This is a genomic window from Shewanella psychromarinicola, assembly GCF_003855155.1.
Lineage (GTDB): Bacteria > Pseudomonadota > Gammaproteobacteria > Enterobacterales > Shewanellaceae > Shewanella > Shewanella psychromarinicola.
Map to the genome: position 1 here is coordinate 4,118,321 of NZ_CP034073.1, position 16,708 is coordinate 4,135,028.

A 16,708-nucleotide genomic window follows, 5' to 3' on the forward strand; every position below is an offset into this window, starting at 1 on the left:
TCTAGGGCTATTATCCTAGTTTGGACAATAAACCACAAGCAATGTAAATTAAGCATTCTTGTTGGTTAAGATTAAATTTTCGATTCAATCATCATAAAGGTTCCGTTTGCGTAAATTATCATTATTGACCTTTTCAAAAACACTGGCCGCTAGTGCTATTAGCGTTTTGTTTGCTGCCAGTATTGGCCACAGCTTTGCCAATAACGATCTTCCTGATCTTGGCACCGCAGCGGTCAATACTTTTAGTTTAGAAAAAGAAACCGTTTACGGTGATGCCTATATGCGCGTTATACGTTCTTCGGCACCCGTGCTCAGTGACCCGGTGCTGAATCAATATTTATCAGAACTGGGAAATAAGCTGGTTGCTAATGCCACTGGAGTAAAAACACCCTTTTACTTTTTTTTACTGCGCAATGATGAAATCAACGCTTTTGCTTTTTTTGGTGGTCATGTTGGAGTACATAGCGGATTATTTTTAAATGCCGATACCGAAAGTGAATTAGCATCGGTATTAGCCCACGAAATTTCTCACGTCACCCAACGACATTTAGCTCGCTCACTTGAAGCACAAGAAAAGAGTTCGACGGCGACTATTGTGGGGATGTTAGGGGCTATTTTATTAACGATTGCCGCACCTCAAGCCGGTATGGCTGCGCTAGCAACAACTCAAGCATTAGCCACACAATCTAAAATTAACTATACTCGGTTACATGAAAAAGAAGCCGACCGTATTGGAATGCAAATTCTTGTAGATGCTGGATTTGATCCCAATGCTGCCGCTACATTTTTTGGTCAACTTGCTATTCGCTATCGCTTTACCACGACGCCACCGCAAATGTTACTGACACATCCGTTACCAGAATCACGTATTACCGAGGCGCGTAATCGCGCGGCTCAGTACCCTAAACATAATGTTCCTAATAGTTTAAACTTTCAGTTAGCTAAAGCCCGTATCCAAGTACGCTTTTCCAGTTTTAGTGATGATGCAGCGTTATCTTTGTTTGATCAACAACTAAAAAAGAACGAATACTCTTTTAAAGAGGCTGCACTCTATGGCAAAGCCTTAGCACTTTTCCGTTTAGAGAAATTTGATCAAGCTGAAGTCATTATTGATGGGTTACTTAAACAAGATGACAATAATCTGTTTTACATCGACACCAAAACAGACTTATTAGATCAGAAAAAAGATTTTGCGGGGGCGATAGCATTATTAGAAGCTCAACGGAAATTAAAACCGACCTCACAAGTGGTCAACGCTAACTTAGCCAATATTTATGTTCAGGCAGATCAGCCTAAAAAAGCTATCCCGCTGTTAGAAGAACTGATATTTTTCGATAAACAGAACATGTTGCCATATCAAATTATGGCTGATGCATACCGTAAGCTAGACAACAAAGCACTTGAGTATTACAGCAATGCTGAACTGATGGCCTTATCGGCGAACTATAAAGGTGCGATTGACCAACTCAATTATGCCTATCGCTATTCCGATGGCCAAACCTTACAACTGGCGCGAATTGAAGCGAGAATAAGGCAGTTTAGACAAGCGGATAGAGCTATGGAGGCATTAAAATAGCTGCGATAATCTAACCTTATAAGCAATTCTTTGATAGAATAATGACAAACAATAAACCCACTTATTGTTTGCCATTTTTTTAATGACGGACTATGACCATGACAACCACAAAAACGACGATACTACATAACCCGCGCTGTTCAAAAAGTCGTGAAACATTGGCATTGCTGCAAGCAAATAATGCCGATGTCACTGTTGTTGAATATTTAAAGACGCCACCCACTACCGCAGAAATCCATACAATATTACAGCAACTTGGCTTAACGGCTCGCCAACTTATGCGCACCAAAGAAGACGAATATAAAGCTCAGAATTTGGCGGATACATCGTTATCGGAAGCTCAACTTATCGCTGCAATGGTAGCAACACCTAAATTAATTGAGCGCCCTATTGTGTTAGCGAACAACAAAGCTGCCATTGGTCGTCCACCTGAAAATGTTTTGTCTATTCTTTAACGAGTAAAATAATGACTTCACAAACCTTGTTTCAACTAAGTCGAATTGGTTACCTTGCATTACTCTTGTTGCTCAGCGGCTGGTTTATTCAACAAGGTATAAATGGAACTTACTCGCTAGGATTCAGCTTAATATGGATTTTACCTTTATTGTTGCCGCTAAAAGGTATTTTAACGGGTAACCCATACACTTATGCATGGGCGAGTTTTATTCTGTGTTTGTATTTATTACATGGATTAACCCTAGCTTATGTCACCACTGACGCCCTTGTTTTTGCCCTAATTGAATCGGTGCTTATTTGCGTACTACTTGTCAGTTTTCCGTTTTATGCCCGCATACGTGGCCGAGAGTTGGGATTAGGGTTAAAGAAAAAATCTGAGCAACAATAACCAACCTTCATTTTTGTTGCCTCACTAAGCGCCTTCGGGCGCTTTTTTGTTAGTTGCATTTATACAAAACAGCATGCTACATTATTTTGCTAACAGGGTGTTATAAAAATGTATTTTTAAATAATAATAAAATAGACAGGGAGGTTTAATGAAGTTATCGCAAAATTTAGGGATCTACAGTCTTTTAGCCAGTGCCATACTAGTTAGCGCCTGCGGAGGAGATTCAGACAATAACAATCCAGGTGTACCTACCTCATCCACTTTCGAAATCTGCAGTGAAAATATTACTTATTCCATTGCCGACACAAACTCTCAACTGACTTTTATTCTTGAACACGATTATGCCAAAGACAAACCAGGTAGCATTATTGCCAGTATCAATGAACAAGACAGTATTGGAAAAACATTTTTGTGGCAGCAGATTTCAGGACCCAGTCTTGAACTTGCTGCAGTTAATAGCCAAGTATTAGCATTCACACCCACAAGTAACCAAGATTACGCTTTTAAAGTGACGGTCTCTGGCGATAACATCAACATTGAAGAAACGGTATCAATTACTGCCGATTCTAATGACAATCTTTTACGCATTAATAGCGATCATCAAATGGTGAATAGAACTGATGCGAGTTTGCGTATACAGAATATAAACGGCCAAGTACCTGAAAATATCAGTTGGTGCATGTATCCGAGTGCTAATAATAAAGCCTTTACCAACGTGGATTTAAGTGACATAAATAGGCCGTTTTTTGTTGCGCCAAACGTCGATACCGATCAACTATTCAGTCTTAAAGCTACTGCCACATTTGACGGCCAAACCATTAGTGATGACGTCAATTTACTCGTAACCAAAGAAAAAACCACCCCATCGGACGCCTACTTCAGCTACCCCATTGCACGAATGCACCCTTACAAGCCTGACTCACCATATGCAAACCAACTAATCTCTTGTGTTTACTCGAACCAATTCGTTGATCCATGCAACATCATTAATGAGTTGCCCTTTATTAGCCAAGATACCAATCTCGATCCTATCGATACGATTATGGACAGAGTGGTCGTGTCGCACGACTGGATGGGGGCAAACTTTGAAGCCTATTTACGTACACAAACTCATAATGATTTTGTAGAATTGTTGCAATCAGTGACTGCTGTCGTCATCAGTTACGATATCAGACCAGCCTTTTATACTGGTTTTATAGGAGCAATATATCTTGATCCTGAATACCTGTGGCTAACTTCTGCCCAGCGAGATACGATTAATGAAACGCCTGATTATCGCAGCAACTTTGGTGAAGACCTGAATTATTTATCTCCCTATCGTTATGTTAAAGATAATGCTTATGCAAGTGAATACATAGAAAAAGGTAATCGCATCAACCGCACGATTGACAGCATGTCTTATGATTTAGCTGATTTGCTCTATCATGAACTGGCTCACGCAAATGATTATTATCCACAAAGCATGCATGCAAATTTGCAAGGTCCAACCTTAGAAAATGATTTTAATCGTCGGTATGATGGTAAAGAGATGACATCAGACCAACTTAACATTCGCTATCCATTAACCAGTAATGAGATGTATGGTCTTGCAAAAGTAAATTATGCCGGTGAATCTGCAAATAACACCCAAAAAGCCTATACTCCAAGTGATGTAGCACTATTTTTCTCAAGTGACCTCGCCAACGATGATTATGCTTATTCGTCAAGACGAGAAGATGTTGCCATGCTATTTGAAGAAGTGATGATGAGCCATCGATATGGTATTTTGCGTGATATCGCCATTACTGACAAACCAGAAATTGAGACAAGCTCGACGATTGTGGTTGAATGGGGCCAACGTGGTCGAGTCGGTCAACCAGAGTTATACGATCGTGCTAGTTACGTCTTAAGCCAAATGTTACCTGAAATAGAGGTAAAACAAGTGATGGATGGTTTACCTGCGCCAGTAGCGTTAGTTAAAGGCCAAACCTGGGCACAAAACTTGCTACTAACAACTGATCCATCAAAATCTCCACAGAAAATCTCATCACAAACTGAACAAAATACTGTTGACACTAGGGGCTGTTGATCTTTCACATTGGCAGCCAAATTATAGAGCAAGCTAGAGCCAGCAGGCTTTCAAAATTAATTTTCAATTTATCATAGCGGGTAGCTATCGCTCTAAAATGCTTGAGCCGAGCAAAAGCATTTTCAACTAAATGCCGATATTTGTATAAACACCAATCGATATCGCCATTTCCTTGCTTCGAATTTTGTCTTCTAGGGATCACTGGCTTTGAACCACATTCACGCACTTTATCTCTAATCGCTTCACTGTCGTAGCCTTTGTCTGCAATAATAAAATGACTTTGTGGCAATAGTTCAATAAGGGCATTAGCTGCTTTGCTATCATGAACTTCTCCACCTGTAACAATGAATTCTATCGGTAAACCATAGCTATCTACCGCGAGATGGATTTTGCTTGTATTACCACCACGACTTAACCCAATTGCTTGATTTTCATCAGATGATGCACCTGAACTGTGTTGATGGGCTTTTACATAACTTCCATCAATAAATTCCCATTCAGTATCACTATTAGTCGATAATGTTTTGAACAGCCTAAGTAAAATACCTTTTCTTGACCACAGTAAAAATCGACGGTAAATGGTATTCCATAAGCCAAAATATTCAGGTAAATCTCGCCAAGGGCAGCCAACACGCAATCGGTAAAGGATACCTTCCATCGTAAATCGATGCTCTTGCTTGTTATAAACTCTATCATCAAGCAGAATAGCTTTTAGCTTCGACCACATCTCATCAGTGAGCATTAATCGGGGCATGGTAATCTCGTTGTATTTGTTTTTGGCGAAGTGAATTATACGAGATTACCTTCTTCGCACAAAATTCAAACAAAGATCAACAGCCCCTAGACCATTGCAATTTAGTGGCAGTGATCACGTGAAGCAATAAGCCATTGACTCACGCAATAAAAAACGCCAAATGAATGCATTTGGCGTTTTTTATTGTCTAATCGGATAGACTGATGGCGATAATTTTATGTCTAATGAATTAAACCCTAAGGCATTAAAGGCTCAGCATCTCTTTAATAAACGGGATGGTTAACTTACGTTGATGCACCATCGAAGCTTTATCTAATTTATCGAGTACATCAAACAAAGAACGTAAATCACGCGCCATTCGAGTCAGTAAAAATCGTCCTACGTCATCTGACAACTGCAGTCCTCGCATTGCCGCTCGGCGTTGCAAAGCAACTAGTTTTTCGTCGTCTGCCATCGGTTGAAGTTGATAAATTAAGCCCCACTGCATACGAGAAACCAGATCTGGCAACAAAAAACCCGTTTCAGAAGGTGAAGCTTTGCCGCTGACAATCAGGCGGCAATCTTGTTGTTCAGCAATACGATTATACAAATGAAAAATCGCTTCTTCCCATATAAGGTTACCCGCTATCGCTTCTATATCATCAATACAAATCAATTCAAGAGATTCTAGGCCCTCAAATAATGCCGGTGAAATGCTTGCGTGGATACCTAATGGAATATAGAGAGTGCGGCGTTCCGAGTCATTAGCATGGGCGCAGGCAGCATGCATTAAATGTGTTCGGCCTGATTTTTCAGGACCATAGACATATAAAGAAGAAGCCAACCTCCCCTCAGCACTGGCTTGAAGTTTTTGGATCAACTCGTCGTTACCCGAAGCCGGGTAATAACTTTGGAAGGTTTCATCGTCAGGTAAATAAACGGGTAAAGATAATTGTCTTGGTGAGTTTTGTGTCACTCAGATAGGTCTCAAAATCATAAACGAACTAACACTATTATATACCTAAGTCGCTCAATTATGCGAGTTTCAACGACAAACCTGCACATAACGAGTCTTGGTACAGTATTTAACCCTGCACTATTACAATGTACCGCGCACCAGTAATACTTATTAGCCCAACCATTGATAAATCAATTTAGGTTTGGTGTTGTCAGTCTTAGACTCATAAAATGACTCTACACTGCCCTTTGTATCTAATTGTGATAGCCGACTATCAATATTAAGCAGCCGCTGTAAATCGTCTACACTACTAAACAACGCTATCGAGTAAGTAGCAGAATCCCCCTTGAACTGGCTAAGCTTAATCGACTTTACTGCACTGAGCTGACGAAGGTAGGTCTCAACATGCACCACTTGAGTAATGTTATTTAACCCAGTAAAGCTGACTTGTGTTGCAACATCATTACCTGTAGAGGCGATTGCATACTGGCTAATATAATAATCGGCCAGAATGTTCATCATTTGTTTAGTCGCTTGTTTATAATCAGCAGCATTACCTTGTTGTGAAATTAATGCTTGTAACACGCCATTAGTTCTATTTTTATCAAATAATTTAAAGGAGAAATGGACATTACCGCCTTGAGTGTCCACATTCGCAACGGCAAAGTAATCCGCTTGATAACGCGCAGATGCATTGGCTAATACATCAGTAAACATCCCTCGTACATCAGTGATACTCACTTGCATAACATCATCCAAGTCCATAATCGGCAGCAATAATGGTATGCCTTTATTAGTAGACTCTTGAGCCAACTCAATACGAATATCTGCCGAAGAAGCATCAGCTAACACAGTCGGTTCATTGTTCTCATTGACAGACATCCATAACAGGGTCAAGGGTCGCTGACTACCCCAAACAGGTAAACCTGCTTGACGTAACGTTGAAATAATCCGTTGATGGTCAAAACTGGCCTTGAGCATTAGCTCGCCATTTTTCTCATAATAACCATATTGAGTCAAAATGACTTCTGGTGTATTAATTTGAGCCTTAACCAATGGATTTAACACCACGCTAGGCAGACCAGAATTTTTTATGAAAACGGCAGCTAATGCCTCTTTGAGGCCGTGATCTTTAACATCGTTTGCGCGTGAGCTTACCGCAATATCCGCTTCATCAAGCTTGCCGACTTCTGCAGCTTGCACGAGCGCGATTGAGGTAAGCGCAAACAGGGGTAACACAATGAGATTAATTAGTTTTTTCAGCATCTGATAACATAAACGCAGCAAATAAAAGTAGGCAAATTATATCATAATAAAATTTCATCGAGTAATAGATAACGAAAACTCTTTTTTGCACAAACATATTGAAAGGAAGTGATTGATCTTTTGAGATAAATTTTACAACAGTTTATGGCCGTTTTATCCAAGGCAACGTTTATGGTGTGTCGATGTTCGAGATGAATAAGTGATAATGCAGTAGAAAGAAGCCACAAACGCTGCCGGAGGGTTCGGCTAAACCGCGGTAATGATGTTAAGCAAGTGTCTTTGTAAGCTAGGGTCTTTGTTACAAGAGACAGGCTTACTTAGAGACTTTGTCTCTAACACTTGCGCCGCATCATTTTAAGCAAAGAGCTAACTCGCTTATCGCGAAAAAATTTTGACAGCTCGAGTTCAACAAGACCTGGGTATTGTAGCCATATCGAATAACAATAATCGCTACAGCGCCCTATAAGTTGTTATGCATATGATCGCTTTTATGTGACAATTCGCGCCGTTTAATCACACGCTAACTTTCTAATCAAAGATGGAGAAAAATATGAAACGCGTGTTAATTCCGCTACAAGGCGCACAAATGTTATTTGTCGCTTTTGGTGCACTAGTGCTAATGCCGTTATTAACGGGCCTAGACACAAGTGTTGCCTTGTTTACTGCCGGTTTCGGTACCCTACTGTTTCAATTAGTCACCAAACGTCAAGTCCCCGTCTTTCTCGCTTCTTCCTTTGCCTTTATCGCGCCGATTTTATATGGCGTACAAACATGGGGTATTCCTGCCACCATGGGCGGATTAATGGCTGCAGGTGGTATGTATATGCTACTTGGATTAACAGTAAAGTTACGTGGCACAAAATTTATTCATACTCTATTGCCTCCTGTTGTCGTTGGCCCAGTCATCATGATCATTGGTTTAGGCTTGGCACCGGTTGCGGTCAATATGGCGTTAGGCAAAAGCGGTGATGGCAGTCTCATCATCGTCGAGCCAAATATCGCATTAATCATTTCTCTTTCTGCATTAATGACGACTATCATAGTCGCGGTATTTGCCAAAGGGTTAGTCCGTTTAATGCCTATTCTCGCCGGTATTTTAGTGGGTTATTCTGTCAGCTTAGCTAATGGTATTGTCGACTTTACGCCTGTCAGTGAAGCGCCTTGGTTCGCGATGCCAAACTTTGTGGCCCCTGAGTTTAACTGGCACGCGATATTATTTATGATCCCAGTCGCTATTGCCCCCGCGGTAGAACATATTGGCGATATTTTAGCGATATCAAATGTCACTAGAAAAGACTTTTTCAAAAAGCCTGGTTTACATCGCACCCTAATCGGCGATGGCATTGCTACGATTGCTGCATCGGCACTGGGCGGTCCTCCTAATACAACATACAGCGAGGTCACCGGCGCAGTTACACTGACTAAAAGCTTTGACCCGCGCATTATGACTTGGACTGCTATCACCGCGATTACCTTAGCCTTTATCGGCAAACTGGGCGCTATGATGCAAACCATTCCCGTTCCGGTCATGGGTGGCATTATGTGCTTACTGTTTGGCTCTATTGCAGCGGTGGGATTAAATACATTAATTCGTAATCAAGTCGATTTATCAGAACCACGCAATCTGAGTATTGTCGGGGTAACATTAGTGTTTGGTATTGGCGGAATGGCTTTTGGTATTGGCTCGTTCAGTTTAACAGGTATCAGCTTGTGCGGTATCGTGGCTATTTTCATGAACCTGATTTTACCTGCCGTGAGAAAGCCACAAACAGACGAGTAATATCCTTTTACAGCATCGTTAAGTAAACACATATAAAATGTAAAATAAAAAAGCCCCAATAGCGATTAGCATTGGGGCTTTTTATTGAACGCTTAACGCACTCAATCAATAGCAATTATTCTGCAGAATCTTCTGTACGGAACTTATCAGCTGTCGCTTTGATGATTGGCTGAAGTTCACCTTTTTGGAACATTTCAGTGATGATGTCACAACCACCAATCAATTCGCCTTCAACCCATAATTGTGGGAATGTTGGCCAATTAGCAAATTTTGGTAATTCAGCACGAATATCTGGGTGCTGTAAAATATCTACGAAGGCAAATTGTTCACCACAGTTGATCATCACTTGAGCAACTTGAGATGAAAATCCACAGCTTGGTAGTTTAGGCGAACCTTTCATGTACACAATAATTGGGTTTTCGCTAATTTGCTGTTTAATCTTTTCTACAGTTTCCATTTGATTTCCTAATTACAACGACTGAACATATAGTGACTATTGTACGACACCTAGACAAAGAACAAAATGCCACAGTTTGTAGGGTTTTTTTAAAATCGATAAAATCGATTACTGCAATCCACATAATTCCCTAAACAATGATTCACATCACAAAAATAATCAGTACAATGGTTCTAAATGAATGTTACCTGATGGGTAAACAAAACGATAACCTGAATCCATGGAGAAATACTAATGGCTTTCGAACTACCAGCATTACCTTATGCAAAGAACGCACTTGAACCACACATTTCTCAAGAAACCATTGAGTTCCATTATGGTAAGCATCACAACACCTATGTGGTAAAACTAAACGGTTTAGTTGAAGGAACTGAATTTGCTGGCAAAACACTAGAAGAAGTTGTTAAAACTTCAACTGGTGGTATGTTCAACAACTCAGCTCAAGTTTGGAACCACACTTTTTACTGGAACTGCTTAGCACCTAACGCTGGCGGCGAAGCAACTGGCGATATCGCTGCTGCTATCAATGCTTCTTTTGGTTCTTTTGAAGAATTCAAAGCTAAATTTACCGATTCTGCAGTAAACAACTTCGGTAGCGCTTGGACATGGTTAGTGAAAAAAGCTGACGGTTCATTAGCGATTGTTAACACTAGCAATGCTGCTACTCCATTAACTGACGAATCAGTTACCATTCTATTAACGGTAGACGTATGGGAACATGCTTACTACGTTGATTACCGTAACGCACGTCCAGAGTATTTAGCTCACTTCTGGCAACTTGTTAACTGGGAATTTGTTAACAACAACTTTGCTGCTTAATGTTAATTAATAGCAAAAATCAAAGGAGCCGTTAAGGCTCCTTTTTTATGCATTAAAATCCACCAAAAGTACCACGACTCTGACAGCTTTATTTTTGCAACTATTGCAAATGCTACTGTTTGTCTTTGTTTTTATTTAATTTATTTTTCATTAAAACTTCGCCAAGTTATTTTTCCTGTCCTACACTTTAGTCGTAAAGCCTAATATTGCGCCACCGACTCATCACCACATTATAGACCATCGCGTTAATCACTCTGGCTTTTTAAGCAATACAACTGCACGTTTTTAAGGGGTTACTATGGGCATTTTTGAGCATTATCAACAACGTTATCAAAAAAAACGCGACGAAGAATATACCTTAGAGCAATTTCTCGCTATCTGTAAACAAGATAAAAGTGCCTTTGCATCTGCTGCTGAACGTTTATTAATGGCCATTGGTGAACCGCAGATCATCGACACAGCAAAAAATCCGATCTTAAGTCGAATATTTTCTAATCGTGTTATTGCAAGCTATCCATCGTTTAAAGATTTCTATGGCATGGAGGACGCGATTGAACAAATTGTGGCCTATTTAAAACATTCTGCTCAAGGCTTAGAAGAATCAAAACAAATATTGTATCTATTAGGCCCTGTCGGTGGCGGTAAATCATCGCTAGCCGAAAAACTCAAAGCATTGATGCAGCAAGTGCCCATTTATATATTAAGTGCCGATGGCATTCGCAGCCCTGTCAACGACCATCCTTTTTGCTTGTTTGACCCAGAAGAAGATAGCGAATTACTTAAAAACGAATACAACATTCCCAGCCGTTATATTAAAACAATTATGTCTCCTTGGGCGGTAAAACGTTTACATCAATATGGTGGTGATATTGCTAAATTTCGAGTGGTTAAAGTTTATCCGTCGATATTAGACCAAATTGGTATCGCCAAAACAGAACCCGGGGATGAAAACAATCAAGATATATCAGCACTAGTGGGTAAAGTTGATATTCGTCAGTTAGAACATTTCTCACAAGATGATGCCGATGCCTACGCCTACTCTGGAGCATTATGTCGAGCCAACCAAGGATTAATGGAGTTTGTCGAAATGTTTAAAGCGCCGATTAAGGTGCTCCATCCATTATTGACCGCTACACAGGAAGGCAATTATAACAGCACTGAAGGCTTGTCTGCGTTACCGTACAACGGCATTATTTTGGCCCATTCCAATGAATCCGAATGGTCGACGTTTAGAAACAATAAAAACAATGAGGCGTTTTTAGATCGCGTCTATATCGTTAAGGTGCCCTACTGCTTACGGGTTTCTGAAGAGATGGAAATTTATCAAAAATTGTTAGCCAACTCCGAATTATCAACTGCATCTTGCGCACCAGGCACACTTGAAACCCTGGCTCAATTTAGCGTGTTATCACGTTTGATCGCACCTGAAAACTCATCGATTTATTCAAAAATGCGCGTCTATAACGGTGAAAGCTTAAAAGACACCGATCCTAAAGCCAAATCCTACCAAGAATACCGAGATTACGCCGGCGTAGATGAAGGCATGCAAGGTTTATCGACTCGTTTCGCCTTTAAGATTTTATCAAGAGTATTCAATTTTGACAGTGCAGAAATAGCGGCCAATCCGGTTCATTTATTTTATGTACTCGAAAAGCAAATTGAACAAATGCAATTTCCCAATGACATTAGCGAAAAATATCTAGAGTTTCTGAAAGGTTATTTAATCCCTAAATATGTTGAATTTATTGGTAAAGAAATTCAAACCGCCTATCTTGAGTCTTATTCAGAATACGGACAAAACATTTTTGATCGCTATGTCACCTATGCAGATTTTTGGATCCAAGATCAAGAATATCGAGATCCTGAAACCGGACAATTATTTGATCGTGGAGCACTCAATGCTGAACTAGAGAAAATAGAAAAGCCAGCGGGGATAAGTAATCCAAAAGATTTCCGTAATGAGATTGTCAATTTTGTCTTACGTGCGAGAGCCAATAATGAAGGCAATAATCCGTTGTGGACCAGCTATGAAAAGCTGCGCATTGTCATAGAAAAGAAAATGTTTTCTAATACAGAAGATCTGTTACCGGTTATTTCATTTAACGGCAAAACATCCAATGATGATCAGCGTAAGCATGACGATTTTGTTAATCGCATGATGGAAAAAGGCTACACCAAAAAACAAGTCAGATTATTGTCAGAATGGTATTTACGAGTGCGGAAATCATCGTAAAAACCCAATATTGGCAGAGTAGATAGTCAATGACTCTGGCAGAAATATGACTTGGGAGAGGCGTATGGCTAATTTTATTGATAGACGACTCAACGCAAAAGGCAAGAGCACCGTTAATCGGCAGCGTTTTATTGAACGTTACAAAAAACAAATCAAAAAAGCCGTCGGTGATGCGGTAACACGTCGCAGTGTCACTGATATTGATAAAGGAGAAGAGATCAGTATTCCGACTCGAGATCTCAGTGAACCGCTGTTTAGACAAGGTCAAGGCGGGAAGCGTGATCGTGTTCACCCGGGTAATGATCAATTTAATCGCGGTGATCAAATTCAACGCCCTAAGGGCGGACAAGGAAATGGATCTGGACAGGGCGAAGCTTCAAACTCTGGTGAGGGAGATGACGATTTTGTGTTTCAAATATCAAAAGATGAATATTTGGAACTGTTATTTGAAGATTTAGAATTGCCCAACTTGCAAAAAAACCGCCTCAATAAACTGATAGAGTACCAAACTTACCGTGCAGGCTTCACCAATGATGGTGTACCAGCCAATATTAATATTGTCAGATCGATACGTTCATCACTTGCAAGGCGCATTGCCATGAGTGGTGGAAAAAAGAAAGCGCTCAAACAATTAGAAGCCGAATTAGCGTTACTTGAAGATACGCCAGGGGCCAAAGCTGAGATAATTTTAGCCATTAAAGAACAAATATCAGTACTCAAGCAGCAAATCGCTAAAGTGCCCTTTCTTGATACCTTTGATTTACGTTATAACAACTATGCCAAACGTGAAATCCCCTCCAGCCAAGCGGTAATGTTCTGTTTAATGGACGTATCTGGCTCTATGGATCAAACAACCAAGGATATGGCTAAGCGTTTTTATATTCTGCTGTACCTATTTCTTACTCGCAGTTATCAAAACCTCGAGGTGGTCTATATTCGCCACCATACACAAGCCAAAGAAGTTGATGAACACGAGTTTTTTTACTCACAAGAAACCGGTGGAACTATCGTATCAAGTGCGTTAAAACTGATGCACGAAATACAACAAGCACGTTACCCCGAAACTGAATGGAATATTTATGCTGCTCAAGCATCTGACGGCGATAATTGGTCTGATGACTCCCCAACTTGCCATGAAATACTGGCGAAACATATTTTACCAAAAGTGCGTTACTTCAGTTATATAGAGATAAGCCATCGAGCTCATCAGACGCTGTGGGACCAGTATGAACAACTACAACAGCAGTTTGATAACATTGCGGTACAGCATATTCACCAAGTTGAAGATATCTACCCTGTATTTCGCGAACTTTTTAAAAAACAAGCTATATAGGGGGCTATCATGGTTCAAAAAAAACGTAACCCGTTAGATGATGGACCCGAGTGGACATTTGATTTACTAAAACAATATCAACAAGAAATAGAAAAAGCAGCGGCTTTTTTTAAGCTTGATACTTACCCGAATCAAATTGAAATCATTACTGCAGAACAAATGATGGATGCATATGCAGGTATTGGGATGCCGATTGGTTATACTCATTGGTCATTTGGAAAACGTTTTATCCAAACAGAACAAGGCTACAAACGTGGTCAAATGGGCTTGGCGTATGAAATTGTTATCAATTCAGACCCCTGCATTGCCTATTTAATGGAAGAAAATACCATCACCATGCAAGCGTTAGTTATGGCTCATGCTTGTTATGGACATAATAGTTTTTTTAAAAATAACTATTTGTTTAACACTTGGACTGATGCAAGCTCTATTATCGATTACTTAGTATTTGCTAAAAATTATATCCGTGAATGTGAATTACGTTATGGTGTTGAACAAGTCGAACTGATCTTAGATTCTTGCCATGCATTAATGAATTACGGTGTTGACCGCTATAAGCGTCCTGCTGAAGTGTCATTTAAAGAAGAACAAGCAAGACAACAAGAGCGAGAGAATTATTTACAGAGCCAAGTAAATGACTTATGGCGAACGCTGCCGACATCACCACAAAAAGACAACCTTAAAACGACAGCCATTTTCCCCAGCGAACCCCAAGAGAATATTTTATATTTTATTGAAAAAAACGCGCCATTATTAGCCTCTTGGCAACGTGAATTAGTGCGCATTGTACGTAAAATGGCACAGTATTTTTATCCACAAAAGCAGACCCAAGTCATGAATGAAGGTTGGGCGACTTTTTGGCATTACACTATCCTGAATCACTTATATGATACAGGTAAAGTCACCGACCGTTTTATGCTCGAATTTTTACAAAATCACACCGCGGTAGTCGCACAACCGGCCTACAATAGTCCTTCTTACAACGGAATTAATCCTTATGCATTAGGGTTTGCAATGTTTATCGACATCAAACGAATTTGTGAAACGCCAACGGATGAGGATAAAAAGTGGTTCCCAGATATAGCAGGTAGCGATTGGCTCACTACGGTTCATTTTGCCATGGAGCACTTTAAAGATGAGAGTTTTATTAGCCAATATTTATCACCCAAAGTGATCCGTGACTTTAAATTATTTGGCGTTTTAGATGACCAAAAACGCAGTCAACTTTCAATATCAGCCATTCATGATGATCAAGGTTATCAAGACATTCGCAACATTTTATCGCAACAATATAACCTGTCGAATATAGAGCCCAATATTCAGGTGCAGAAAGTGCAAGTTGACGGTGATCGATCTATTATCTTACGGTACATTCCATTTGACAACATTCCGCTCGCAGACAACCATCAAGAGGTATTAAAACATTTGCATCGGTTATGGGGGTTTAACGTCACATTAGAACAAATTGATGACTCAGGCGACGTTAGCACACTCTCTACTTGCCCTGAAACAAAAGAGTACAGCATATCCACCTGACCTAACTAAGCACAGATATTGAGCCATAATTAACAGATAAAAAAACCAATCAATGTGATTGGTTTTTTTATATCTATGATTCGATATCCCAAGCGGATTAAGCAAGGATCATGATTCACAACTAACGTTAATTAGCTATTATCATGACCCATTTCAGCGGGCAAATCATCGCGCAGCTTTTGCCACATTTTGCCACTTTCAATACCATTAATACGCATTAGCGAAGGCACATCAGTATAATTTTTGTCTTTAGCTAGCGTTTCAAGTTTAAGATAAAAACGCATGGTTAATTCACGCGCTTCTTGGCTTGAAAAGTAATAGCGTCCAACACGATTGTAAAGGCCTTTGAATCCATTTAAAATCAAAACATACAATGGGTTGCCTGATGCAAAGGCTAATGTATGATGCAACTGATAATCAAATTCAGCATACGCTTCAGCCTCATTTTCTAAGCTGTGAATACCGGCCAAGACTTCAACCACTTTTTCGGGATTGTGACGGATTGATGCCCGAAAATATATGTTACTGACGTTACCACGAGCAGCCATTAGTTGATCGACTAATAATGGAAAACCATCAGGATTTAAATCAGCAATCGTCCCTAAAATATTCAACCCAGACGTTTCCCAAAAGTTATTCACTTGGGTAGGTTTACCATGTTGGATTTTCAACCAACCATCTCGAGCAAGACGTTGTAGCACTTCTCTTAACGTCGTGCGAGTAACACCGATAAGTTCAGAAAGCTCACGTTCAGCAGGTAAAATGGAACCAGGTGGAAATTTGTTTTCCCAAATGGAACGAACAATATATTTCTCGGCAAAACTTGCTGGCCCTTTGGCATTGATGATCATCAGCCTTCATATCCTATTGCTAAACAATGACGAAACTATTATTACTGATCATACCAGAGCGGTGGAAAATAAAAACCATTGTTTAATCACCACTCTCTTAACGATTGATTTTCGAACAACTCTAGTCTATTCAAATGTCATTAATTGAATGCACATCACATTAAACCACTGTAATCATGAACATATCAGCAATTTAAGTCATAAAACCAAACAGATTTAGTATATACTGATGTAGATATTTTATTATCTTTATG

Annotated in this window: 14 protein-coding genes; 9 read left to right on the plus strand and 5 right to left on the minus strand. The window is 39.9% G+C overall.

All coding sequences use genetic code 11. The features are described 5' to 3' along the window. The first annotated feature begins 106 nt into the window (after positions 1-106). The 4 genes from bepA to EGC80_RS18000 all read left to right on the plus strand — a co-directional run bounded on the left by bepA (position 107) and on the right by EGC80_RS18000 (position 4,488). The gene (gene bepA, locus EGC80_RS17985) at positions 107-1,576 is read left to right on the plus strand and encodes a beta-barrel assembly-enhancing protease (RefSeq protein ID WP_101031913.1); all 1,470 of its coding nucleotides are present in this window, start codon (positions 107-109) and stop codon (positions 1,574-1,576) included. 98 nt (positions 1,577-1,674) lie between these two features. Beyond that, positions 1,675-2,031 (plus strand): arsenate reductase (glutaredoxin), encoded by a 357-nt coding sequence (arsC, locus tag EGC80_RS17990; protein WP_101034680.1) that lies wholly within the window; start codon positions 1,675-1,677, stop codon positions 2,029-2,031. Between the two features lie 11 nt (positions 2,032-2,042). Next, complete coding sequence (locus EGC80_RS17995) at positions 2,043-2,420, plus strand: DUF2069 domain-containing protein (RefSeq protein ID WP_124011654.1); 378 nt, start codon at positions 2,043-2,045, stop codon at positions 2,418-2,420. Positions 2,421-2,568: 148 nt separating this feature from the next. Next, the gene (locus EGC80_RS18000) at positions 2,569-4,488 is read left to right on the plus strand and encodes a hypothetical protein (RefSeq protein ID WP_124011655.1); all 1,920 of its coding nucleotides are present in this window, start codon (positions 2,569-2,571) and stop codon (positions 4,486-4,488) included. 4 nt (positions 4,489-4,492) lie between these two features. Here the strand turns inward: EGC80_RS18000 and EGC80_RS18005 are convergent, their stop codons facing one another. From EGC80_RS18005 to EGC80_RS18015, 3 genes are all read right to left on the minus strand, one after another. Further along, on the minus strand, positions 4,493-5,242 hold the full coding sequence (locus EGC80_RS18005; protein WP_124011573.1) for an IS5 family transposase: 750 nt from the start codon (positions 5,240-5,242) through the stop codon (positions 4,493-4,495). Between the two features lie 244 nt (positions 5,243-5,486). Continuing rightward, the gene (gene hda, locus EGC80_RS18010) at positions 5,487-6,197 is read right to left on the minus strand and encodes a DnaA inactivator Hda (protein WP_101031916.1); all 711 of its coding nucleotides are present in this window, start codon (positions 6,195-6,197) and stop codon (positions 5,487-5,489) included. Positions 6,198-6,350: 153 nt separating this feature from the next. Next, a complete protein-coding gene (locus EGC80_RS18015; RefSeq protein ID WP_124011656.1) occupies positions 6,351-7,445 on the minus strand; it encodes a DUF2066 domain-containing protein in 1,095 nt (364 codons plus the stop codon). Between the two features lie 550 nt (positions 7,446-7,995). On the opposite strand from EGC80_RS18015, the gene EGC80_RS18020 reads away from it, so the two are divergent. Next, positions 7,996-9,225, plus strand: coding sequence for a uracil-xanthine permease family protein (locus EGC80_RS18020; RefSeq protein WP_101031918.1), 1,230 nt, complete (start codon positions 7,996-7,998; stop codon positions 9,223-9,225). 115 nt (positions 9,226-9,340) lie between these two features. Here EGC80_RS18020 and grxD read toward each other — a convergent pair whose 3' ends face one another. Further along, positions 9,341-9,682, minus strand: a complete 342-nt coding sequence (gene grxD, locus EGC80_RS18025; RefSeq protein ID WP_124011657.1) for a Grx4 family monothiol glutaredoxin — start codon at positions 9,680-9,682, stop codon at positions 9,341-9,343. A gap of 234 nt (positions 9,683-9,916) precedes the next feature. On the opposite strand from grxD, the gene sodB reads away from it, so the two are divergent. From sodB to EGC80_RS18045, 4 genes are all read left to right on the plus strand, one after another. Next, positions 9,917-10,501 (plus strand): superoxide dismutase [Fe], encoded by a 585-nt coding sequence (gene sodB / locus EGC80_RS18030; protein WP_101031919.1) that lies wholly within the window; start codon positions 9,917-9,919, stop codon positions 10,499-10,501. Between the two features lie 298 nt (positions 10,502-10,799). Continuing rightward, on the plus strand, positions 10,800-12,734 hold the full coding sequence (locus tag EGC80_RS18035; protein ID WP_101031920.1) for a PrkA family serine protein kinase: 1,935 nt from the start codon (positions 10,800-10,802) through the stop codon (positions 12,732-12,734). A 64-nt stretch (positions 12,735-12,798) separates the two neighbouring features. Then, positions 12,799-14,067 carry a YeaH/YhbH family protein gene (locus EGC80_RS18040; protein ID WP_124011658.1) on the plus strand — a complete coding sequence of 423 codons (1,269 nt, stop codon included), beginning with the start codon at positions 12,799-12,801 and terminating at the stop codon, positions 14,065-14,067. Between the two features lie 9 nt (positions 14,068-14,076). After that, complete coding sequence (locus EGC80_RS18045; protein WP_124011659.1) at positions 14,077-15,603, plus strand: SpoVR family protein; 1,527 nt, start codon at positions 14,077-14,079, stop codon at positions 15,601-15,603. A 131-nt stretch (positions 15,604-15,734) separates the two neighbouring features. Here EGC80_RS18045 and fadR read toward each other — a convergent pair whose 3' ends face one another. Continuing rightward, positions 15,735-16,454, minus strand: coding sequence for a fatty acid metabolism transcriptional regulator FadR (gene fadR / locus EGC80_RS18050; protein WP_101031923.1), 720 nt, complete (start codon positions 16,452-16,454; stop codon positions 15,735-15,737). Between the last annotated feature and the right edge of the window lie 254 nt (positions 16,455-16,708).